Source organism: Lysinibacillus telephonicus, assembly GCF_039654155.1.
GTDB classification, from domain to species: domain Bacteria; phylum Bacillota; class Bacilli; order Bacillales_A; family Planococcaceae; genus Ureibacillus; species Ureibacillus telephonicus.
In genome coordinates, this window is sequence record NZ_CP155468.1 from 465,828 (window position 1) to 489,480 (window position 23,653).

The 23,653-nt window shown below is 34.4% G+C and carries 22 protein-coding genes; 18 read left to right on the plus strand and 4 right to left on the minus strand.

From position 1 onward, the window contains the following. Positions 1–95: 95 nt before the first annotated feature. The 3 genes from MKY04_RS02200 (at position 96) to MKY04_RS02210 (ending at position 4,612) form a co-directional block, all read left to right on the plus strand. The gene (locus MKY04_RS02200; protein ID WP_346235246.1) at positions 96–1,367 is read left to right on the plus strand and encodes a hypothetical protein; all 1,272 of its coding nucleotides are present in this window, start codon (positions 96–98) and stop codon (positions 1,365–1,367) included. A 136-nt stretch (positions 1,368–1,503) separates the two neighbouring features. Further along, the gene (locus MKY04_RS02205; protein WP_346235247.1) at positions 1,504–3,051 is read left to right on the plus strand and encodes a PucR family transcriptional regulator; all 1,548 of its coding nucleotides are present in this window, start codon (positions 1,504–1,506) and stop codon (positions 3,049–3,051) included. A 202-nt stretch (positions 3,052–3,253) separates the two neighbouring features. Beyond that, a complete protein-coding gene (locus tag MKY04_RS02210) occupies positions 3,254–4,612 on the plus strand; it encodes an aspartate aminotransferase family protein (RefSeq protein WP_126294684.1) in 1,359 nt (452 codons plus the stop codon). A gap of 428 nt (positions 4,613–5,040) precedes the next feature. Here the strand turns inward: MKY04_RS02210 and MKY04_RS02215 are convergent, their stop codons facing one another. Beyond that, positions 5,041–5,436 (minus strand): VOC family protein, encoded by a 396-nt coding sequence (locus tag MKY04_RS02215; RefSeq protein WP_126294685.1) that lies wholly within the window; start codon positions 5,434–5,436, stop codon positions 5,041–5,043. Positions 5,437–5,824: 388 nt separating this feature from the next. On the opposite strand from MKY04_RS02215, the gene MKY04_RS02220 reads away from it, so the two are divergent. The 10 genes from MKY04_RS02220 (at position 5,825) to MKY04_RS02265 (ending at position 16,273) form a co-directional block, all read left to right on the plus strand. After that, the gene (locus MKY04_RS02220) at positions 5,825–7,102 is read left to right on the plus strand and encodes an IS110 family transposase (protein ID WP_126296408.1); all 1,278 of its coding nucleotides are present in this window, start codon (positions 5,825–5,827) and stop codon (positions 7,100–7,102) included. Positions 7,103–7,482: 380 nt separating this feature from the next. After that, a complete protein-coding gene (locus MKY04_RS02225; RefSeq protein WP_346235248.1) occupies positions 7,483–8,208 on the plus strand; it encodes a metallophosphoesterase family protein in 726 nt (241 codons plus the stop codon). A gap of 32 nt (positions 8,209–8,240) precedes the next feature. Next, positions 8,241–8,816 carry an NUDIX hydrolase gene (locus tag MKY04_RS02230; protein ID WP_126294687.1) on the plus strand — a complete coding sequence of 192 codons (576 nt, stop codon included), beginning with the start codon at positions 8,241–8,243 and terminating at the stop codon, positions 8,814–8,816. A 275-nt stretch (positions 8,817–9,091) separates the two neighbouring features. Further along, positions 9,092–9,874, plus strand: coding sequence for an ABC transporter ATP-binding protein (locus MKY04_RS02235; protein WP_126294688.1), 783 nt, complete (start codon positions 9,092–9,094; stop codon positions 9,872–9,874). Next, on the plus strand, positions 9,875–10,735 hold the full coding sequence (locus MKY04_RS02240) for an ABC transporter permease (RefSeq protein ID WP_126294689.1): 861 nt from the start codon (positions 9,875–9,877) through the stop codon (positions 10,733–10,735). Between the two features lie 69 nt (positions 10,736–10,804). After that, the gene (locus tag MKY04_RS02245) at positions 10,805–11,842 is read left to right on the plus strand and encodes an ABC transporter substrate-binding protein (protein ID WP_126294690.1); all 1,038 of its coding nucleotides are present in this window, start codon (positions 10,805–10,807) and stop codon (positions 11,840–11,842) included. A gap of 302 nt (positions 11,843–12,144) precedes the next feature. Beyond that, positions 12,145–13,305: an amidase gene (locus tag MKY04_RS02250; RefSeq protein ID WP_126294691.1), complete on the plus strand. Its 1,161-nt coding sequence runs from the start codon at positions 12,145–12,147 to the stop codon at positions 13,303–13,305. A gap of 208 nt (positions 13,306–13,513) precedes the next feature. Then, entirely contained in the window at positions 13,514–15,154 is a 1,641-nt protein-coding gene (ggt, locus tag MKY04_RS02255) for a gamma-glutamyltransferase (protein WP_126294692.1), read from the plus strand. Between the two features lie 34 nt (positions 15,155–15,188). Beyond that, on the plus strand, positions 15,189–15,749 hold the full coding sequence (locus MKY04_RS02260) for a chromate transporter (protein ID WP_346235249.1): 561 nt from the start codon (positions 15,189–15,191) through the stop codon (positions 15,747–15,749). Beyond that, complete coding sequence (locus MKY04_RS02265; RefSeq protein ID WP_126294694.1) at positions 15,746–16,273, plus strand: chromate transporter; 528 nt, start codon at positions 15,746–15,748, stop codon at positions 16,271–16,273. The genes MKY04_RS02260 and MKY04_RS02265 overlap by 4 nt, the downstream gene beginning before the upstream one ends. Before the next feature lie 139 nt (positions 16,274–16,412). On the opposite strand, the gene MKY04_RS02270 is transcribed toward MKY04_RS02265, so the two are convergent. Next, complete coding sequence (locus MKY04_RS02270; RefSeq protein ID WP_346235250.1) at positions 16,413–18,407, minus strand: methyl-accepting chemotaxis protein; 1,995 nt, start codon at positions 18,405–18,407, stop codon at positions 16,413–16,415. A 332-nt stretch (positions 18,408–18,739) separates the two neighbouring features. Between MKY04_RS02270 and MKY04_RS02275 the strand changes: the two genes are divergently transcribed. Further along, entirely contained in the window at positions 18,740–19,306 is a 567-nt protein-coding gene (locus MKY04_RS02275) for a dihydrofolate reductase family protein (RefSeq protein ID WP_126294696.1), read from the plus strand. A gap of 117 nt (positions 19,307–19,423) precedes the next feature. Then, positions 19,424–19,999 carry a hypothetical protein gene (locus MKY04_RS02280; protein ID WP_346235251.1) on the plus strand — a complete coding sequence of 192 codons (576 nt, stop codon included), beginning with the start codon at positions 19,424–19,426 and terminating at the stop codon, positions 19,997–19,999. 233 nt (positions 20,000–20,232) lie between these two features. Here the strand turns inward: MKY04_RS02280 and istB are convergent, their stop codons facing one another. Beyond that, positions 20,233–20,985 carry an IS21-like element helper ATPase IstB gene (istB, locus tag MKY04_RS02285; protein ID WP_346235865.1) on the minus strand — a complete coding sequence of 251 codons (753 nt, stop codon included), beginning with the start codon at positions 20,983–20,985 and terminating at the stop codon, positions 20,233–20,235. 8 nt (positions 20,986–20,993) lie between these two features. Beyond that, a complete protein-coding gene (istA, locus tag MKY04_RS02290; RefSeq protein WP_346235252.1) occupies positions 20,994–22,277 on the minus strand; it encodes an IS21 family transposase in 1,284 nt (427 codons plus the stop codon). A gap of 421 nt (positions 22,278–22,698) precedes the next feature. Here istA and MKY04_RS02295 point away from each other — a divergent pair, with 421 nt between their 5' ends. The 3 genes from MKY04_RS02295 (at position 22,699) to MKY04_RS02305 (ending at position 23,491) form a co-directional block, all read left to right on the plus strand. Next, a complete protein-coding gene (locus MKY04_RS02295; protein WP_185807838.1) occupies positions 22,699–22,863 on the plus strand; it encodes a hypothetical protein in 165 nt (54 codons plus the stop codon). A 24-nt stretch (positions 22,864–22,887) separates the two neighbouring features. Then, positions 22,888–23,097, plus strand: a complete 210-nt coding sequence (locus MKY04_RS02300) for a hypothetical protein (protein WP_126296257.1) — start codon at positions 22,888–22,890, stop codon at positions 23,095–23,097. Between the two features lie 61 nt (positions 23,098–23,158). After that, positions 23,159–23,491 (plus strand): MmcQ/YjbR family DNA-binding protein, encoded by a 333-nt coding sequence (locus MKY04_RS02305; protein WP_126296256.1) that lies wholly within the window; start codon positions 23,159–23,161, stop codon positions 23,489–23,491. Positions 23,492–23,653: the final 162 nt, after the last annotated feature.

Here is a 23,653-nt window from a genome sequence, read left to right on the forward strand (position 1 = left end):
TCGGTAAAATTTTTTATATTTTTTTGTCCAGGTAATACAGAGATATATTTATCTACTTTGCCTATAAAAGCAGATAGAAATGAGGTATTAATCAAATGAGTTCAAGGGTAGAAGAAGTAATTGAGTTTACAAGAACAAAATTCGGATTAGACAATTATTACTTAAAAGGGTATCAGTTCGATCGGAGCGTAAATATCTTCAAAGAGACGGTTTATACAATGTGTATGGAGTGGTTTCCTAATCATGCAACAGTACAGGAGGACGACGATTCAAATCCGGAAGGTACAGCAGTAATTGAGATTGATATAAACAGTCTTAAACTTAAGAGTGCAATTTTTGTAATGGGGAAGACTTTTGCAGAATATGGGGTCGAGTTTGCCGCTCCCTATAAGTTTTCAATTATAAAATGGATTGAACAGGAAACAGGATTAATGTATGGCAAGCAATTTCAACTGCAAAAAGAAGAGGATGGTAATATTCACTTTAGAGAATGTATCAATGGTGTTGCCGTATCACCTTCCGGATCTATTGAAATTAAGTTTGATCATGAAGGAAAACTTACCTTCTTTTCAATACATGGTCAATTCCCTTCAGAAGAGTTGATTAGGGAGGAAGAATATTCACTTTCCCTCGATAGTTTAAGTCATCTGAAAAAAGAGCAGTTAAAATTGGTTGAATTCCCTTCATTCGAACAGAAGAAAATATATCCTGTTTACGCTGTGGAAGAAATTTATATCGCGAATGATCAGAGTTTGACAATCCCTTTTGAATTCTTTGTGGATAGAAGGTCTTATTTAACTATAAATAAAATTATTTATTGGGAGAGTCCAATTAATAAGCCGTTTGAACGAGAGGAAATTAGATGGATTGATGAGATAACAGAAGAACAAGCACTTTCATGTGAGCCATCCCCAGATTCATTTCCTATCTCAAAGGAAGAGCAAGAGAAATGTGTATTAGCAGTTAAGGACTTTTTGCGTCGGGAATATCCGAATGATACTGGAAATTGGATTCTGAAATCACTGTATCGGGAAAAAGGATACATACATGCCATATTAAAAGCGAACAAACAAGATGATCGCGTTTTTGAGAGGAAAGTTAAGGTTTTTATAGATGCAAAGAGACTTCAAGTAGTAAATTACATGGATAATAAACCAATGCTGGAGATTTTCGATCAATTTAATGTTCCTGAAAAAGCAACTATTACTAAAGATGAAGCCTATGAAAAAATTAAAGAATTGTTTGAGCTTAAGCCTTATTACGTTTATGACTTTAAACAGAGTTTATATGTTTTATGCGGAAAATTAGATTGTGATTATGGTGTGATAGCGTCAAATGGAGAAATAATAGCATTAGACGATTTATAGAGCTCCTTCAGAGGTAGGACAGGTTTAGTTGTTAGTATCAAACTAGGGGTGTAAAAGTAATGTCATTCAGGAATCCTGCTGCATTTGTCAAAAACTTTCTACTATTCTAGCGTTTTGGAGTGAGGGGGAGTAAATTTTGCTGCAAGTTGCAAATATTTTAGATAACAGACATTTTAAAAAAGCTGAAGTCATTGCAGGGTTTTCTGGGCTCCATAATATCATTAAATGGGTTCATGTTCTTGAAGTTTCCAACGTTCAAAAATTATTAAAAGGTTATGAGCTAATATTAACGACGGGTGTTAGTTTTCAAAATGATAGTGAACAATTTAAAAAATTTGTAGAAGGTTTAATAGAAGCAAACTGCGCGGGGCTTTGCATTGAATATGGCCCTTATATTCAATGCGTCCCAAAAACAGTTTTTGACCTAGCTAATGAATATCATTTTCCCATTATAGTATTTCATGAAGAAGTTCCATTTGTTGAAATCACACAAGATTTACACTCTCTCATTATCAATAATCAATATTCGATAATATCTAAATTAGAAGTATACTCGCAAATTATTAATAAGGAAGCATTACACACACATAATGTCGAACATATACTAAAACTTATGTATAAATATCTGAATATTCAGACTGTATATAAAGTCGAGGGTAAAGAACCTATATTTTATCCTAATATGCAAAAAGCTCAAAGAGAAATTTTTTTGCAAAAGATGTCAAATAACAGCTATACTAATCATTTTAAAAGTCAAACTATCCACTTATTCGAGCATAATTATGGGGAAATTATTTTATTTAGTGAGGATAAAGAAATTACAGAATTTGAGATGCTCATTTTAGATAGAACTGTTACCGCAGTGGCACAGTTGTTAATTCGTAATCTTTATGTTGAGGAAAAGAAAGGGATAGAAGACGCGAAATGGCTTGATGAATGGTTGGAAGGAATACATTCACAAGAAGAAATTTGGCAGTTTATCATTTCACAATGTCCTAACTATAAATTGAAAGAGGGTATTGTTTTATTAATTTCTATTCCGAGAAATGAGAAAAATAAGCAATTAGATATTACGTATTTCAAATTATTTTGTAATGCAATTTTTGATAAAAAAGGATTTTATTTATTTGCATTAGAAAAGAAGCATGACTTAATTTTAATATTATTGAATAGACAAGATTCCAGTTCTATAAAGATGAGAGTGCAGGAAGGTATTATGAAACTTGAGCTAGCAGATATGCTGTTAAATCAAGAAATCGTGGTAGGGAAAATTGTAAAAGATTTATCATTAATTTGTGAAAGCTATCAGTCAGCGCTAGATACGTTATATATCTCAAGAAAAATTAAAGCACCGTCATATTTTTATGATGAATTGTATATATATCATTTAATTTATAAGCTGCAAAAGTATACAAATTTAGAAGCGATGATTTATGAATATTTACAACCATTAATTGACTTCGATGAAAAGTATGATGGAAAGCTGCTTGAAACATTAGAAGTATATTTGCACTTTAATGGATCTAAACAAGAAACTGCCAAGCGATTATTTATTGTACGACAAACGTTATATCACCGTTTAAAGAAAATCGAAAGTTTAATAGGGAAGGATTTTATGAAGGGGGAAAATCGTTTAGCGTTAGAATTTATGCTGCAAGCGCGAAAGTTTGTTAAAAAAGATTAATATAAGAGATTAAAACGGCATAGCTTACTAAGACAAAGTTATAATTTGTGTAAATATTTTACTGAATTTATTTTACATTTTGTTAAATGAAAAACAGCCATTTATTATCCATAATATTCTGTAAATTAAAGCGTCCTAGATTTACAGTCTTATAGAAGCAACGCTTTTCATTCTAAATGATAGGTTAGGAGTGTGAATGGTGATGTTGGATACAAATTTAGGGAAAGAATTATTAGAAAAGGATGAGAAATATGTATGGCATTCTATGAAGCCATATAATCCAAATGCAACATTAGTCGTTGAGAAATCGAATGGGGCTCGTTTAGTAGACGTTGATGGAAAGCAGTTTATTGATGCGATGGCAGGGCTGTTTTGTGTAAATGTAGGCTATGGAAGGCAAGAATTAGCGAAAGCAGCCTACGACCAAATGATCGTTAATGCTTATACGCCTCTTTCACAAGGGCATGTACCAGCTATTAAATTAGCCGAAAAGTTAAACGAATTGCTTGGAGGAGACTATGTTATATTCTTTTCAAACAGCGGTTCTGAAGCGAATGAAACTGCATTTAAGATTGCGCGGCAATACCATAACCAAAAAGGAGAGTCTTCCCGTTATAAAATAGTTTCTCGTTATCGAGCTTACCATGGGAATTCCATGGGTGCACTAGCTGCAACTGGTCAGGCGGAAAGAAAATATAAATATGAACCATTAGCACCTGGATTTCTCCATGTTTCACCTCCAGATTCTTATCGAAGCAATGAAGACGCCTATACTGATTTATTTGAAATCCCAAGTGTAAAAGAAGTGGATCGAGTAATGACTTGGGAGTTTAGCGATACAATCGCGGCAATGATTCTTGAACCGATTATTACAGGTGGAGGAATTCTTATGCCGCCGCAAAACTATTTAAAAGGTATTAAAAGAGTATGCGAAAAACATGGTGCACTCTTGATTGTAGATGAAGTAATTTGTGGTTTTGGCAGAACAGGAAAGCCGTTTGGATTCATGAACTATGATATAAAACCAGATATTATTACAATGGCGAAAGGCTTAACTAGTGCTTATCTTCCATTATCAGCAACAGCCGTGAAACGAGAAGTTTATGAAGTGTTTAAGGAAAGCGGCGATTATGAGTACTTCCGACATGTTAATACATTTGGCGGCCACCCTGCAGCGTGTGCAGTAGCATTAAAAAACCTTGAAATTATGGAAGAAGAACAACTTTTTGATCGTTCCGCCCAAAAGGGAGCTCAGGTTTTAGAAGCTTTGCAAAATCAATTAATGTCGCACCCTAACGTAGGAGATGTTCGCGGAAAAGGTTTACTAATTGGTATTGAGTTAGTAAAAGATAAAACAACAAAAGAACCTCTTAATATAGAAGCTGTAAATAAAGTAATTGCAACATGTAAAGAAAGTGGAGTAATTATCGGCAAAAATGGTACTACAGTTGCAGGATTCAACAATGTACTTATTTTATCACCTCCATTAAATATCTCTGATGATGATATTAAAATTGTGTTGGATACATTAGCAGAGGCAATTCACCAATTAAACGTATAAACAAAATAAGCAGGGTAGAAAGGGGAGAAGCCTCTTTCTATTCTGCTTTTTCCAATTGCAAGGGCATTAAAATAGTATATAAAGTGATTTTTGTCGTTGTATGGTCGAATTATTTCCCGAGAAATGTTTTATTTTGCGATAAATATCGAAATCCTAAAAATGATTGCTTTATTTTGTTTTATAATGGTGTTTAATAACTAGAATTCCTCTCAAAATGTTGGTTTATAAAAAAGTTTGATCAAAAATACGTCTTATTATGTTGATTTTCCCAATATAAAAGAGCCTGCTTTTGAAAAAAAGATTGATCAAAACAGGCTCTTTAAATATTTCACGAGGACTATTTTTATATAAAAGTTTGATCATTTTCTATCTGTGCTCAACAATCGCTGTCTATCCTTGAAGAAACTATTTATTCAATTTTAATTTTCTTAATCGCTTTCAATTGCCTCATAAATTTCAATTAAGTTGTCATCTGGGTCTCTGAAATGAGCTACCCTAATCCCCCAATCAACTTGGTTATGTGGTTCATTAATAAATTTCACTCCCTGTTTTTTAAGAGAATGATATGTATCTTCTACACTGTCAACAAGTATTATTAATGAAGTTTTATCCATAGAATTAGAGTTTAATAAAAGTTCTTCAGTACCAATAGCTTTAGCCATAGCTTTTCTATCAAATAATCCTATAATTGTTTCTCCAGCCTTAAATTCAGCATATCGAGATTCCTCATTTCCCCAACCAACCTCGAAACCTAAAATATTACGATAAAACAAAAAACACGCTTTAAAATTTTTAGTCAATAATCGAACATGAGTAAGTTTCATACAATCACTCCATTTAGTAGGATATTAATCATTATTCGTTATTTCTAATCAAAAACCCTTTAATGAAGTAACATGACAGAGCTTTGCAAACATCAACAAGTGCAAAAAAGAAATATCCCGTTTAAATTAATACAGGATTTTGAACAAACTTTATTATAAATGATCAGACTTTTTTATAAATTATCGAACACTATTTTAAAGCCATACAAAATAATGTTGCTCCGATAATAGTAATCTAAAAAATTTGTTAATAATGATGAGGACATAAAATTTAAAGGAGCATTCCTGTTAGAAGGATTTTCAGGGTCTTGAAATAAAAAAAGCCCTCTAGTATGATGCATGAGTGTCAACAGCCATTGACCCATCATCACACAGGAGGACTCCGTCTATGAATTTTAATACGAACCAGAAAATTAATCAAGTCACTGAAAATACACTCGTCGTAGGTATCGATATCGCTAAGCACAAACATTATGCTTGCGCAATTGATGAACGAGGCCGTGTGCTTCAAAAGTCATTCCCTTTCACGCAATCAAGAAATGGGTTTGATGCATTTTATGAAAAGTTATTAACTTTACTTACTACGCATGATAAAAGCGAAATATTAGTTGGTTTTGAGCCTACAGGCCACTACTGGATGAATCTCGCTGTCTATCTTTTTGAACATGGGATTCCGTTTATCATGGTGAATCCGAGCCATGTGAACAAATCCAAAGAATTGGACGATAATCTCCAAACGAAGAACGATCAAAAGGATGCACTTGTAATTGCGCGTCTAATACGTGATGGACGTTTTAGCTATCCACGTATTCTAGAAGGCGTGGAAGCGGAATTACGAAACGGTGCCACGTTACGTTCAAAGATACAAGAAGATCTCAATGCATTACAAAATCGTCTCATTCGATGGTTGGATCGCTTTTTCCCAGAATTTATGTCTGTTTTTAAAAGTTTCGGAAAGATGGCGTATGCGGTTCTTGAAAAGACACCTCTACCCGCTGATATTCTCGGTAAATCTCCCGAAGAATTATTGTTTTTATACCGTCAGGTAGAGGGATTAAAATCACCTCAATTGCCGAAGGCAAAACAATTAGTCGAGGCTGCTCAATCTTCAATCGGGTTGACAGAAGGTCTTACGATGGCACGAATAGAAATTGCCACACTCCTTAGTCAACGCAAATTGATGCAACAACAGCTCGATAGTCTAACAGAACAATTAATTGAATTAACGAAACAAATGACGGATTATGAGTATCTAGCCACTGTGCCTGGTATTGGCGATGTAACAATCGTCGATCTTCTTTCAGAGATTGGTTCCTTCACTCAATATGAGCATCCACGCCAATTAATCAAACTAGCGGGACTCACATTACGTGAAAACTCATCTGGGCAACACAAAGGTCAGAAACGCATTTCAAAGCGAGGAAGAAGAAAGCTTCGTTCTCTCTTATTCCGAGTTATGATACCGTTGATTCGCCATAATGAAGCCTTTAAGCAATTACATGAATATTACACCACACGCACAGTTAATCCACTTCGAAAGAAGCAATCGATGGTTGTCCTTTGTGGTAAGTTACTGAAGATTTTACACGCTCTATGCAAGAAGAAAGTACAGTTTGATGAACAACTTATGATGAAAGACCTTTATTGTCTCGTAGAGGCAGCCTAAGCTACACCTTAGCTCGATTAAATTACAAAAGGATGACACGGAGAAGCCGGCATTATTTATTCCATCCGACTACGAGTCCCTAAAGGAGCATCGCCAGCCTCTGCCTTATGAATAGACCGAACGAAGGAATGTATGCGCTAGACGCCAAGAGACATGGGAGGGTACGTCATCATAAGCATTGCAGAGATCCAATTGTGCATCACATATTGGAACGGAAAGTTAATTACTACCAATTAACTTTAGCGAAGCGTATCCTCAAACTGTAAATGAATTGAAGTATTGTAAAATACTAAAATATTATTCTTTAAAAAATATTTTTTCTATTAGATAAAACGGGTCAAACCGTTGATATATCAACATTTATAGAGGGAGTATTTGATATGAAGATTGCAATAATAGCTGATATTCATGGGAATAAAGATGCATTGCAAGCGGTATTAACAGATATTAATAACCGGGGAATTCAATCCATATATAACTTAGGGGATAGCTTATACGGTCCTTTATTTCCTTTAGAAACATATGACCTTTTAATGAATCCAATAATTCATAGTATTAAAGGGAACTGTGATCGTATTTTATTAGAGCATAATACTTCAAATTTAACAGTACAATTTGTACAAGACTTACTAAGAGATGAGCATAGAACATGGCTTTCTAATTTACCTAAATATTTAGAAACGGATGATTTCTTTTTCTGTCATGGATCCCCAACAAGTGATGAAATGTATTTGTTGGAGGAAATGAGCTCTAGTGGACCGGTGCTGAAAGAGACAGAAGATATTATGAGTTTAGTAAGTGGCATCAAACAAAAGTTAATCTTTTGTGCACATACACATATACCTAGAGTTATTTATCTTCCAAATGATAAAATTATTATTAACCCAGGAAGTATCGGGCTGCCAGCATATGAGGAAGAATTGCCAATTTATCATAAAATGGAATCTGGCTCTCCTTTCGCAAATTATACAATTGTTACAAAACAGGAAGATAATTGGATAATAGAGCAATTACATATTCCTTATTATCGAGAAGAAGCGATTCGGAAAAGTGAAGAAAATGGTCGCTTAGATTGGGCAAGGGCTTTGAAAACCGGGAGAATTTAAATGTATGTAAATATAATTTAAAGGAGATACAAATGAACCTACAACAACAACTTGAACAATATTCGCCATTTAATGAACAGGAAGCAAAAGACCAAGAAATTATACTACGTTATATGGATACCTTCGACAATTTACTAACGAGAGAAAATGAATTTGCACATTTTACTGCTTCTGCATGGCTTGTAAATCGTGACCGTACGAAAGTGCTGATGGCGTTTCATAATATTTATCAATCTTGGTCATGGGTAGGTGGACATGCAGATGGGGATGCCAACTTATTGCATGTCGCTTTAAAAGAAGCAAAAGAAGAGACAGGACTAAAAAATGTAAAACCTGTATCTGAGGAAATTTATTCAATTGAAATATTAGGTGTTCCAGCCCATGTGAAAAAAGGCAAACATGTGGCAACACATGTTCATTTAAACGTAACATATTTACTAGAAGCAGATGAAAATGAATTAACTACAATTAAACCCGATGAAAATAGTGATATAAATTGGTTTGGACTTGAGGAAGCAATTGCGGCTAGTAAAGAACCGGAAATGAAGGTGGTTTATCGAAAGTTAAACGACAAGCTGACCGTTTATTGCCAAAATACGGTGCTATAAAGGGAAACTATTTTAAATTCATTAGATGACTTAGCTAAGATGCTAGGTCATCTTTTTTATTTGAATCAACACTTTTTTCCTTAGTCAAAGTAGACAAAAACCCACTTTTAATTTAGTAACCTTATCTAATGTCAAATGATTCTGAAAAATATACAATGGCTATATGTTATAAAAAGTGATAATTTTACGTTAGAAAATATAACATAAAGTCCGCTAGTTTAATTCTTTATTAGATATTACGAAATGAATACGTTTTTCTAAGGGAGTGATAAGAAATGGGAGTCATTGAAAATGAAATCGTGTTATTTCAAGGAGTAGATAAAATCTACAATACTGGCACCGTCGCTTTAAATCAATTAAATCTGTCGGTTAAAGAAGGGGAATTTATCAGCTTTCTAGGTCCATCTGGTTGTGGGAAATCAACTGCCTTAAGAATGGTAGCTGGATTGGGTGAAGCAACCAAGGGGAAAATAGAGGTCTTCGGTAAGAACCCCAAAGATGTGATAAAAACATCAAATGATGTAGCGTTTGTTTTCCAGGATGCGAATTTACTTCCATGGAGAACGGTTCTTGATAATGTATTGCTGCCACTTGAGTTAAGGGGATCCGATAAAAATAGTCGGAAAGAAACGGCTATTAAAGCATTAGAGATGGTTGGGCTAAAAGATCATTTGAAGTCATATCCAAGGCAGCTTTCAGGTGGAATGAAAATGCGTGTTTCGATTGCACGTGCATTGGCTGCGAAACCGAAGCTCCTCTTAATGGATGAACCTTTTGCCGCGTTAGATGAAATGACAAGGCAAACATTACAAATGGATTTATTAAATATATGGGAAAAGGAAAACATGTCGGTTTTGTTTGTAACCCATAATGTTTACGAGGCTGTTTATCTATCAACTAGAATTGCAGTTATGTCAGCGCGTCCAGGTAGATTATCAAACCTTATTGATGTAGAACTTCCGTATCCGCGAGAAAGAACAAACAGTAAATTTACAGAGTATGTAGATATTGCATCTCAAAGTCTTGAGCATAGTATGGGACGAAAGGAGCTGGGTTAAATGTCTGTAGAAACTGTGACTACGAAAGGTGAAGAGGTTGTTAAGGGAGTGACCGGTGTAAAAAATACTGCGGACAAGATAAAGTTTAACATTAAATACTTAGGTCCAATTTTTGCTCTAATTATTTTCCTTTCTTTATGGCAATTTGTTCCGGTATTGCTGGATATTAAACCTTTTATTCTGCCAAAACCAACAGATGTAGTTGAAGCAGCTATTGAAGACTGGCATTTATTATGGCCTGCAATGCAAGTGACTATTTTTGAATCAGTAATTGGCTTTTTACTTAGTGCAATCGTTGGAATTGCAATATCTGTGCTGTTAGCAAGTTCAAGAGTACTGGAAATAAGCCTGTATCCTTACGCAGTAATTTTACAAACAATACCCGTTGTTGCAATAGCGCCGATTGTAGTTATTTGGTTTGGCTCTGGCTTTAACTCCATCGTTATTATTTCATTTTTAATTGGATTCTTCCCTATAGTATCGAATACATTAATGGGATTAAATTCGGTGGATAAAAATATGGGGGATTTATTTAAATTGTATAACGCGTCAAAGTGGCAAACGATGTTTAAATTAAGAATTCCAGCTGCAATGCCCTTTATCGTGTCCGGTTTAAAGATATCTTGTACGCTGGCAATCATCGGTTCAATTACAGGTGAATATATCGCAGGAATAGGTGGAGGAAAAGGTGGTCTAGGATATTCGATAACAGTTGCGGCTGTTCAGTTAAAAACACCTTATTTATTCGCATGTGCAATTACTGGAGCCTTATTTGGCATTGTCTTTTATCTTCTTGTAAGCTTTCTTTCGCGTCTTATACTCAAATCTTGGCACGAATCAGCAATGAAAGTTGAAAAATAGTAAAAGACTATCAACATCTTGCTTAACACAATTTTAAATAAAAGAATGATTGATAAGGAGAGAAGCAAAATGAAAGCATTAAAAAGATTATCTTTTCTATTTTTAATAACGGCGATGCTTATCGTACTAGCTGCCTGTGGCGACTCAGAATCGGGGGGCCAAACTACAGAAACGGAAACTGACACAACTACTGAGACTGAGACTGCTAATGAACCAACAGAGTTAAAGGATGTAAAGCTAGTATTAAACTGGTTTGCAAAAGCGCAGCATGGAGGTGTTTATGCAGCACAAGAAAACGGTTTGTTCGAAGAAAATGGATTGAATGTTACCATTGAACCAGGTGGACCACAAGTGTCATCTATTAACATGGTTGCATCTGGAAATGCAGATTTTGGTCTAGCTCATGCTGACCAAATCGTAGTAGCTCGTAATGAAGGCATCGAATTAGTTGCAGTAGCAACAGCGATGCAAGGAAGCCCTCAAGCATTTATGTTCCATAAAGGTCATGGCATAGAAGATTTTGATGAGTTAAATGGTAGAAAAGTATATATTCAACCAGGTATCACATATTGGGAGTATTTAAAAACACAATATGACTTAAGTGGTGTAGAAGAATTAGCTTACACAGGTCAACACGTGAACTTTATTCCAGATAAAGAGGCTGTTACACAAGCATTCCTTACATCTGAGCCATACTTCATGGAGTTAGAAGGGGTTGAAGTAGAAACAAAGCTTATTTCTGATGCAGGGTATGATCCATATAACGTTGTATTATACGTAACAAAAGATTACCTAGAAGAAAATGGCGAAACAGTTAAAGCATTTACAAAAGCTTTTGTTGAAGGCTGGAATTTATATAAAGACTCCTATGAGGAAATTAATGCAATCATCCAACAAGATAATCCTGATATTGAAATGGAATCGCTAAAATTTGAAGCAGAATCCCAGGCTGACTTTGTATATGGTATGGATGCAGCAGAAAATGGTGTTGGGTATATGACTGAAGAACGTTGGGCTACACTTATTCAACAACTAAATGATTTAGGATTGCTTGAAGAAGTATTTGATGCAAATGAAATCTTCTCAACAGATTATTTACCGCAATAATGAAGAAAAAGCATTGGGATTGTCTAGGAAGTAATAATTTCTTGGCAGTCCCTCTTCTCTTTTCATTGCTTCTGTCGGACTTTGTATCTTCGCTGTAAAGGTTCTATGTTCGAAAAGATTTTCGGATTTCCTGTATATTAATTTTTTATATCCTCACTAATTTTAGTCTATATAAGAGTTGACTGAATAGATTGAAATATTATACAAGTTGACTAAAACGTTCTATTACATTTGGTAAGTATACCGATGATATGGGATTTTTATTTTTCTACAATAGAATGAAAAGTAGAGGGTGAATTGCTATGCAAGATAATGCTTACTTTAACAAGGAATTAACTTTACAACCAAAGAAACAAGGGAAATTAAATGGAATGACATTTGCTGTTAAAGATGTATTTGCTGTAGCAGGGCATCGAAACAGTGCTGGGAATCCTACTTGGCTTGAAACACATGGGCCATCCGAAAATACAGCTCCCGTTATTGAACAATTGATAGAAAATGGGGCGACCTTAAAAGGGATGACGCACACCGATGAACTGATGTACAGCTTGAACGGTGAAAATATCCATTATGGAACACCACTAAATCCAATTGCTCCAAACTGTATACCAGGGGGTTCTTCCAGTGGTTCTGCATCAGTGGTTGCAAATGGTTTTGCTAGTTTTGCGTTAGGTACTGATACAGGTGGTTCGGTAAGAGTTCCTTCCTCTTATTGTGGACTTTTTGGTATAAGACCTACTCATGGAGTTGTATCGACTGAAGGAGTCATTCCATTAGCACCAAGCTTTGATACTGTCGGTTGGATGGCGAAGAACATAGAGGTGCTTGAGGCTGTAGGTGAAGTGTTAATTCAAAGTACTACTTTATCTAATTTCCAACAAATATATTTAGAAGAAACTTCGTGGAATTTGATGCAACAAGATGATCGGGAGCTATTGTTGAATGCGATCACGAAAAGTCTGCCAAGTGAGAAGGTAGACTTTAAAACAAATAACTTTACTCAATGGCCGGAACTTTTTAAATATATTCAAGGTGTTGAAGCATGGCGAGCTCATGGTAACTGGATTATAGAGGAAAAACCGGTATTTTCTAAAGCGATAAAGGAGCGCTTTGAGCTGGCAAGTAAGTTTGATATTTCAAAATATGAAGAAGCAAAAAAGAAACAACTGGAAGTAACTGAAATGCTTAATTTATTACTTTCACAGAAGGGACTGCTGGTGATTCCAACAACCGCTTCAGCTGCACCAGAAAAAAATGCACCAACCGAATCAGTGGAGGGTATTCGTGCAATTACGATGCAGCTAACCTGTATTGCGGGGCTTGCAGGATTGCCTCAAGTTACTGTACCAGTTTTTAAAAGGGATGGAAAAGCCTTAGGGTTATCATTTATTGCCAATAAAAGCTTAGATCTTTCATTACTAGCTTTTGTACGTCAATATTTTGGAGTGGATTCATACAATTAGTTGAAATTTTATATGAAAATATCGAAGCCTGTTCTGATAGTTTTAGCCCTCCAGTTAAACTGTTGAAACTCTGTTAAATTTAATTGTCTAAATTTTCAAAATTAAGAAGCGGGATATGTAATAGTGTTGTGTAAATTTGAAATTATAGCTTAGCACTTAAACCGGGGGATATTATATTACGTTTCCCCAAATATCCAAATAAGGGGGAATGGGAATGCAATACCGAGCAACGACTATGTCTACTAGGGGAATGGTCACAACACCCCATTACTTAGCGTCACAGGCTGCAATAACGATTTTGCAAAGGGGGGGCAATGCCGTTGAGGCGGCAATTGCCGCTGCCTCCACTATTGGTGTTGTCTATCCACATATGAATGGAATTGGCGGAGATAATTTTTGGCTCATCTATAATGCGAAATCTAAAAAGCTTAAGGCTATAAATGGAAGTGGCCGCTCAGGTGAGATAGCTACTATTGATTTTTATAAATCAAAAGGATTTTCAAAAATTCCTTCACGTGGGGCTTTAGCGGCGAACACCGTACCAGGTGCAGTTGCTGGTTGGGGGGAAGCATATTCTTACAGTTTACAAGAAATGGGAAGCTCTTTACCTTGGTCAAGTTTGCTAGAACAGGCGATTCAATATGCAAAGGAAGGGTTTCCTGTTACACCGAGTCAACAGTATTGGACAGAAGTGAATCTAGATGAAAGTGATACGGAGTTTCGTGCCCTTCAGCGCTTTGAAGAATTTTCGAGAGTTTTTTTAAATAAGAGGCGGCCTTATAAAGCTGGAGAAATTATGAAACAAGAAGATTTAGGCAACACGTTAGCCATTATTGCAGAAAACGGTGCGGACTATTTTTATAATAGTGAGCTTACGGAAAAAATCGTTAAAGATCTGCAAAAGCACGGTGGATTATTGACAGTCGACGATTTTAAACAACATACAAGTGATTGGGTTGAGCCAATTTCTGTACCGTATCGTGAATATACAGCCTATAATCTACCGCCAAATACACAAGGAATTGCGTCATTATCTATTTTAAATATCTTAAATCATATTGATGTAAAACAAATCAAGGAAGGTTCTTCAACTTATTATCATGTACTTGTTGAAACGATTAAGCATGCCTTTATTGATCGTGATCAATATTTAACTGATCCAGCATTTGTTAATATTCCAATTAAGGAACTGCTTAGTTATGAACATGGTCTATCCATTGCGGAAAAAATAAAGGATAATGAAAGTGCCAAACAATTACAATTGCTTGATGCAAAAGGGGATACAGTTTGGTTGGGCATTGTAGATGAAGAAGGCAATGCAGTATCCTTTATTCAAAGTGTTTATCATGAATTTGGTTCAGGTTTTATTCCAAAAGGAACAGGCATTGTTTTACAAAATCGCGGGAGCTTTTTCTCGTTAACCAAAAATCATATTAATGCGCTTGCGCCGAGAAAACGTACTTTCCATACGTTAAACCCAGCAATGCTGTTAAAGGATGGAAAACCAGCACTTGTTTATGGAACAATGGGTGGTGAAGGTCAACCACAAACGCAAGCTGCTCTAGTTACACGGATTATTGATTATGGAATGTCTGTACAGGAAGCGATTGAAGCGCCGAGATGGCTTTTTGGACGTACATGGGGTGCTTCATCGAATAGTCTTAAAGTGGAAAATCGTGTTTCGGAAAAGGTGCGAATGGAACTTGAAAGTATGGGGCATGAGTTGGAAGTATTAGATGCCTTTTCGGATACGATGGGGCATGCAGGTGCCATATTCATTGAACACAAAACAAATGTGAAATATGGTGGAGCAGATCCAAGAGGAGATGGAATGGCAATTGGTTACTAAAAAAATGTTGGTACCGTTTGAGGAGAAGGAATTTATGGCAAAGCAAAAAGACATTTTCATCGCCTTCTTTCGTTCGGGAATACTTGGTTTTGGCGGTGGTCCCTCTACTATTCCGCTAGTGCATAAGGAAGTTGTTGAAACCTTTAAAATGATGACAGATGAAGAGTTTTCGGATGTCCTGTCAATAGGGAATACGCTGCCTGGACCAATCGCCACTAAAATGGCAGGATATATTGGATATCGAGTTGGAGGATGGGTAGGTCTAGTTAATGCTTTAATCGCAACCATATTGCCAACAGTTTTACTAATGATAATTTTACTAGCATCATTAAAACAATTTAAAGATTTTGATTTCGTAAAAGGAATGACAAAAGGGGTAGTGCCAATTGTAGCCGTTATGCTTGGGGTTCTTACATGGGATTTCTTAAAGAAAGCTAAAAAAACACTAGGTTGGAAAATTGGTACAATTATTTTTGTTGCGTCGTTTATTTGTATGATTTTACTAAGGATGCATCCAGGAATTATTATTGGTGTTTTATTGTTGCTTGCTTTATGTCTTCCAATTAAGAAGCAGGAGGATGATGAGCAAAAATGATTTATCTTCATATTTTCCTGGCTTTCTTTTATCCGGGGATACTCGGGTATGGAGGAGGACCGTCTTCGATTCCATTAATTGAGCATGAGGTTGTGGATAAGTACGGTTGGATGACAACTGCAGAATTTAGTGAAGTATTAGCGCTTGGAAATGCACTGCCAGGGCCGATTGCAACAAAGATGGCTGGTTTTATTGGTTATGAGGTGGCGGGTATACCAGGAGCAATTATTGCTTTATTTGCAACGGTTGGTCCATCGTTAATATTAATGCTTATATTATTAAATATTTTATTCCGCTATCGCAACTCACCGAGAGTAAAGCGTTTATCTAGTTTTGTATTGCCGGCTATCGCTATTTTATTGGCCGATATGATGTTTGATTTCATTAATACATCCTATAATGCGATAGGGTTAATAGCAACAGTACTCATTGTAGTATGCAGTTATATTGCACTTGAAAAAATAAAAATACACCCTGCGTTTGTCATTATAGCGGGTTTAGTAGTAGGTGGATTCTTTTTATAATTGTAAAATCGTCTATTCGTTTAAAGGGAAAGCGGGTAGACGATTTTAATTTGCTGGGAACGGCATATTCATCAAAGAACATATATAAGTAAAAGCACTTTCAATTTTTTGTTGAAAGTGCTTTATAAGATATTATAGATTATTTTAATTTAAATTTACTTATTGCATCTGCCAGTTCTGTACTTAAATTATTTAACTGCTCGGAAGCTTCTGCAACAGACTGGATTGCAGTAAGTTGTTCATCACTTGACGCACTTACTTCCTCACACGCAGCTGCGGTAGATTGGGCAGTAAGTGACATTTCTTCGATTGTATGAACTACTTGATCTTTGTAGCTTATAATTCCTTCGATTTCAGAAATTACATTTTTAAAGGTTCCTTCCATATTTTCAATAAGATTAGAAAGGCTTTTAAATAAGGAACTAGTATCTTCTACAACTACTCCTTGTTTATTGAATGTGTTTTGCATTTCAGTCATTTGATGTGTAACTTGTTGAGACTCAGATTGTAATTCCTGAATAGTTGTTTTTACTTGTTCTGTCGCAGTTGCAGATTGTTCTGCAAGTTTTCGTACTTCATCTGCAACAACTGCAAAACCTTTACCTAGTTCACCTGCGCGGGCAGCCTCAATACTAGCATTAAGAGCAAGTAAGTTAGTTTGAGCTGAAATTTCAGAAATTGTATTCATAACAGTACCAATAGAATTTACTTTATTTTCTAAGCCTTTAATTGCATTGGCCATATTCATTAATTCCAACTTTGAATGATCAAATGAACCAAGAAGATTTTTCATTTTTTCATGACCCTCAATGTTTAACTGATCTGCCTCAGTTGCGATATCATGCAGGGAGTTTGTTTGCCCCTTCATACCGTTAATTTTTTCGCCTAATTGTCCAGTAGTTTCTGTAACAAGGTCTGCGTTTTCAGATGATGTGGTAGCACCAATTGCAATGTCGTTTACAGCTTTTGAAACTTCTACACTAGAAGCGCTAGTTTCTTCTGCAAGGGCACTTAAATGATGAGAACGTTCTTCTACATGGTTAGATGATTCTTGAACAACTTTAATAATATTTTTCATATTTTCTATCATGTGATTAAAGTGTTGTGAGAGCACACCAATCTCATCTTTAGACTTTACTTCAATATTTACAGATAAATCACCTTTTGAAACTTCCTCCATTAACACACCAAGTTTATTAATTGGTTTTATAGTACGAGTAATGAAGAGATATAAAACAACAAAAGTGACAATTATTATTGCAATCGCAACAATGATAATTACATTTTGAAGGCTATTTGCCATAGCTTGTAAATTATTCTCTTTATAAACTGCGGCCACAGTCCAGCCAACTTCTGGTATTTTGTTATAAACTGCTACAGATTCTTGGTCATCAATTATTGCATCTAGACTATTTGATTTTTCACTATCTGCTTGGATAGTTTGAACAAATTCTTCTGAGCTTAAGTCTTCTCCGATTTTAGTAGGGTGAGCAATTGCAACACCAGTATTATCTAAAATTAATGGATAGCCTTGGTAACCTAATTCAGTAGAAGAAATCATGTCCATAAGCTGTGACAATAAAATGTCTACGCCCAAGACACCAATGATTTCATTGCCATTCTTCACAGCAACAGAACCTGTTATGGCGTACTCACCGGTAACGCTATCTATGTATGGGGACGACCAAACGAATTGATCTGGATTTTGAATTGCGTTCGTATACCAAGGACGAGATTTCATATCTAATTCTTCTAGACCATCAAAATGGGGCTCCATTATTGTGTATTCTCCATCTGAAAAGTAAATGCCAGAAGCTGCATCGTAAATAGATAAGTAGTTTGTTAAATCCGAACGGTATATACGGTCAGCTGCATCATTATATTCAGTAGAGTTTGAATAAAAGTTCAATACATCTGGAGATGAAGCTAATTTTAAAATACTTTTCTCATATGTTGATAGAAAAGTTGTGATAGTTGAGGAAAGTCCATTTACAACTACTTCACTTTGTTCCACCAAGCTATCCTTCGTTTTTGAAGTAATTAAAACGGAACTTATTGTAGACAATGTACCTAGGCCTAAAACAATAATAACTAAAACAATAGCTATTATGCGCCATCTTATAGAATTCTTCACAGTTAACCCTCCTACTTATAAAACAGAATATTAATATAATATCAAATAAGTTTTTGTAATTGCTACAAGAATAAATCAATTATGGTAATTTTTATTGTTATTTTATAATATTTTGATAGTACTTTTTGATTACTATAAATTTAAGGGTATCTGGTGTAGACATTCAAGAGCTGCTAAAGGTAGTAAGTACCTACATGAAAGTATAAAGGGGTATAGCAGGAAGAATTATGAACAATTACCTATGAAATTTACTTTAAATTTATAGTAGCTAATAATAAGGGCAATGGGAAATTTAGAGCAATATGTTTATTTATCATAAAGGGGGAGTATATATGTCCATTAATGTAAGAAAAAGAAGAGTAATTTTAGATTTGGCGGTAACCTTAGATGGTTTTATTGAAGGGAAAAATGGGGAAGTTGATTGGTGCGTTATGGACTCGGAGATGGGGTTTATTGATTTCTTAAACCAGATTGATACGATATTTTATGGACGAAAAAGCTATGATATATGGGGGCAATTTACACCAGCAAATGAAAGTGATTCTGATAAAGAAATGTGGGAATTAGTTCATAGTAAAGAAAAGTATGTATTTTCCAGAACGAAAAAAATGACTGACAATAAAGCAATATTTATTAATGATAATTTACTTGAAGAAGTAAATAAATTGAAGAATAAACCAGGTAAAGATATCTGGCTATATGGCGGGTCAAGCCTTATTACAACTTTTATTAATTTAGGGCTTGTTGATGAGTTTAGATTATCTATTCATCCAGTTATTTTGGGAGAAGGAAAACCCTTATTTATTGATTTAAAACAGAGAGTTAATCTAAAAATGGTTGCTACAAGAAAATTTTCTTCTGGCGTTGTTCAATTAATTTATCATTTGGATATGGGCTGATTCTTTATGATTGAGTAGAACGATTACTAAAAAAAGGTAATTGTTCTTTTTTGTTGAAACTAATTTAATATAGTCCATAAGTGTTTTACATACTGGAAACATAGAGGGGGTTATTTAATGGATTCATCATTAAACATAATTTTAAATGCAACTAATTCCTTAAACTTTTTAATTTATTTGCAAAATATTTATCTCAACCAAAATCATAGGGGGAGGCATTTAAAGTATCCATACTTATCCACTAGTATCTCCTTTAAAGATGATTTTGACTTTGAATTTAAAAAACTTTGGAATGAAGTTTCACAAAGGATTTGTGATGACGGGGGAAATGATTTACATATATTTCATCATGAAAAGTACGTCTTTTATAAAAAATTGTTCATTTCTAGTGTAGATAGCTTAAAAATGTATGATGAAGTTTACACAGCATTTCAAGTATGGTGGAGTCAATACGCAGGTCAGTTTGCTATTGAAAGATCTGTGGATGCCCCGATGCATAGTCTATATCATAATTTAGCGAACTTATTAAAGGAAAGCAAAATTGAACCTAAGAAATATTTGAATATTAGTTTAATTTATGATGAATGTTTATTAGTAAATAATAAAATCTCTTCTAATTTTGGTGTCCTTTCAATTGAGCATATATTAAGTAAACATAACCAATTGACTCAAAAATTAAAGGACAGTTTTTAATTTTTTATTGGTTGAAATATTCTAATAAGGAATGGATAAAAATGGTATAAAGATATTAAAAGTATTAGATGAGAATTCACTGTTAAGGAACTTAGAAACTGAAATAATAGAGTTCTTATTATGAAAGAGAGGTTATACTCATGTTAATTAAAGGGTATAGTTTACCTAAAATTTATTGGATATAAATGTCAACACCAATATGTACATTTTTGCTCGTTTAAGGATGTACAAAATTACTCGTTTTCCGGGGCTAAATAATGCTTTAATCGGTATGATTCGCCGACGATTGTGACAACGCTAGCGTGATGTAAAATGCGATCTAAAATCGCATTTGCTAGCTTTGGTTCAGGAAAGATTTCATCCCATGATTTGAAGTTCACATTCGTTGTAAAAATCGTGCTACGTTTCTCATAACGAGCATCAATTAGTTGGAAAAACAACTTCGCATCCTCTGGATCGATTGGTAAATAACCAATCTCATCAATGATTAATAATTTATATTTCGTATAATGCTTCAAACGGCTCTCTAAGCGGTTTTCTAACCATGCTTTCTTTAAATTCTGGATTAAGTCATGGCACTTAATAAAATACGTACTTGTTCGTTTTTTTGCTGCAGTAATGCCAATTGCTGTGGCCAGGTGGGTCTTGCCGACACCACTTGGACCTAGAAATACGATATTTTCGTTTGCTTCGATAAAACGAAGACTTTGAAAATCAAGTAATTGTTGCTGATTTATGCTTGGCTGGAAGTCAAAATCAAAATCCTTCATTTCCTTTAAATGTGGAAACGCAGCCACTTTGACCATCGCATGAATCATATTTTGCTCACGCACATCAATTTCATAGTTTGTCAATTTAATGAGTGTATCAATAAATGAGAGCTCATTCTTTATACCGAAGTCGATGACTTCATTCAAATGGAGACCCATTTGCTTTAATTTTAAATACTCCAGGTTTTGTTGTAGCTGCTGATAGTTTGTGTTCATTATTGAATTCATTTATACATATCTCCAATCGCTGCTAAATTTCGCTTTGCTAAATCATTAATGTCAGGGTATTCCGGCATCGCTTTTATGATAATTTCACGGTAATGCGCCTCTTGATAATTCAATTTTGCTTCACTAATTTTATGCTGTGCGATTAGTTCCATGTTATAATAAATCCATAATTGATCATCGTATACTTGTAGACCTACTTTTTTTCCTTGATACCCCGCTGGTACGGAGTATTGATTGGATTTGTAGGAAATCATGTTAGATACATTAACTTTTACAAACGTATGGTTGATTCTGTAGGAATCTCTTACTCGTTCAGTTGGTAGCTGGAGTAAGTGATTCTTTTCTTTTTGAAATTCTAAAATAGGTATTTTATTGGTTCCTTGATGAACCTCATGATTGATTCTATTACATAAATTTTGAATATAATTATGTAATTCTGCCATATTAAATTTCCCTTGATAGGCATGAATTTCATCTAGTAATTTCATTGTTGTCTCTACTTTTCCTTTTGTACGAGGACGACCTGCTATACAAGGTTTAACCTTAAATCCAAAGTCCTTCGCAAATTGCGCAAATTTCGCATTTACTTTTCCAACAAAACGTTCTGTTCTTGCCTCATCCATTACGGTTTTCATATTATCAGTGATGAGTTCTTCAGGTACTCCACCCATTTTTTCAAACGTCTCTGTTAAGAACGAGCATAAAACAGCCTGGGATTTTGAAACACTCATATAAAAGAAGCGCATTCGTGAGTGGCTCAGTACTAATACTGCTACATTAATTTCAACTTGTTCCCCATCACTTGTTTCATAAAGAATACTTTCTTTCCAATCTAGTTGTGCTTGTTTACCTTTACGGGTTTCAAACCGAATACCGTTATTAATAGAAGCAACACGCTCGTCTTTCTCAAAATATGCTTTAAATTCTGGTATATTGGCAATATATGTACGGAATGTCGACTGCCCACATTTCAGACCGTGATTATCCTTTAAATACTGCCAAAGATTACGTCGATAATAAAAAACTTGCTTAGAATCTTCCGATAGAAGACTTGCAATAATCGGATAAAACTCATCGATTTTAGAAGGTTTATTACGTTTTATTTTTGGAACAAAGCCATTTAAGTACTTATCGATTGTTCGTCGATCTACACCCATGTCTCTCGCTAATTTACTTTTATTAATTTTCATCTTTAATTGCTCCATTACTTGTTTAAAATTTGCTAAGTCTGAAAGACTGTTGATTGTAAATTCCGTCTCTATATCTAGTTGAATATGCATACTAACACCTCAGTATTAGTATGAAATGAAGGAGCATTTTTGTACATATTTATTCAAGCGAGAGTGTACATATTTAAATTAGCATTTATAATTGGATTATACTTATACCACTTGTTTTAGTTATAAGTTCGATAAATCTCATTAAGGAAATACAAAAGTATTCGTTCAATGATTTAGAAGACTTAGGCAGATATATATTATTATTGTATTTAGTTTTTTTGAATCCTTTTTTTATATGTTGTTAATATGGGGGACAGTTTCACTGTTAAAATATATATTTAAAAGTAGGCAAATACATATTTAATTCAAAAATGAAAAGCGTTTTTGTTGAAAGCTAGTGAATGTAGATAGCTTTCGCGGGTAGAATTTTTCCTTTTCATGATATGGTTAAACAAAATACATTCATGAGGAGGAACTAACAATGGAGTTTTACTTATTTGGTTTTATCGGTTTAGTTCTTTTGTTTTTTATCGTAATCTATGGGGTGCAAATGGGTATTGATTCTTCAAAGCAGGTTAAGGCTTTAAAGGCGGAGTTGAAGGATATTAAAAGACATATTAAAGAATTAGAGGAAAAGAAAAAATAATGTATTAGAAGGTGGGGGACTGTATTGGGGAAGTACGTTAGTATATTTTTCTTAACGATTATAATAAGTATATTTTTATTTTTCCTATTTGCTAATTTCATTAGTGGTGAAGGCGATGAAGGTTTAATTGTTGTGATTGGAATCATAAATGTTGTCCTCACTTCTTTTTTAATTTCACTAATATATTATTTAATAGATTTAATTAAAAAGAATATTCGAGAAAGAAGAAACTAAATTAAGAGAAAATTTATAACAGATTATAATATTTCATATTAAAGCGGGAGGAGAGGAAACAATGAAAACTAGAAAAGATGCTATTAGTTTCTGTTTGAAATTTGACAATACATATGAAGATTATCCATTTCGGGATAAAAATTGGACATTGATGCGACATAAAGAAAACAACAAAGTGTTTGCATGGATTTTTGAAAAAGATGAACATATTTGGATTAATGTGAAATGTGAATCTGGCTTATTGGATTTATGGCGGCAAATGTATGCTTCAGTGGTTCCGGCATATCACCTTAATAAAGACCACTGGAACTCTATTATTCTTGATGGCACTATTCCAGAGGAAGAGATTTATAAAATGATAAGTGACAGTTATCATTTAACGAAGGCGAAATAAACAATTGGTTTAACAAGTGTGTTTAATATCTTAAAAGGATAAATTTAAGTAATTTTGAAGAAGATGCTGCCTGTAATCAACTGAGGGTGTTTATCTGATGGGATGAATATCCTTTTTTATTTTAAAAAATATTAATAATGTTAAATAAAACTTGAACTTTAT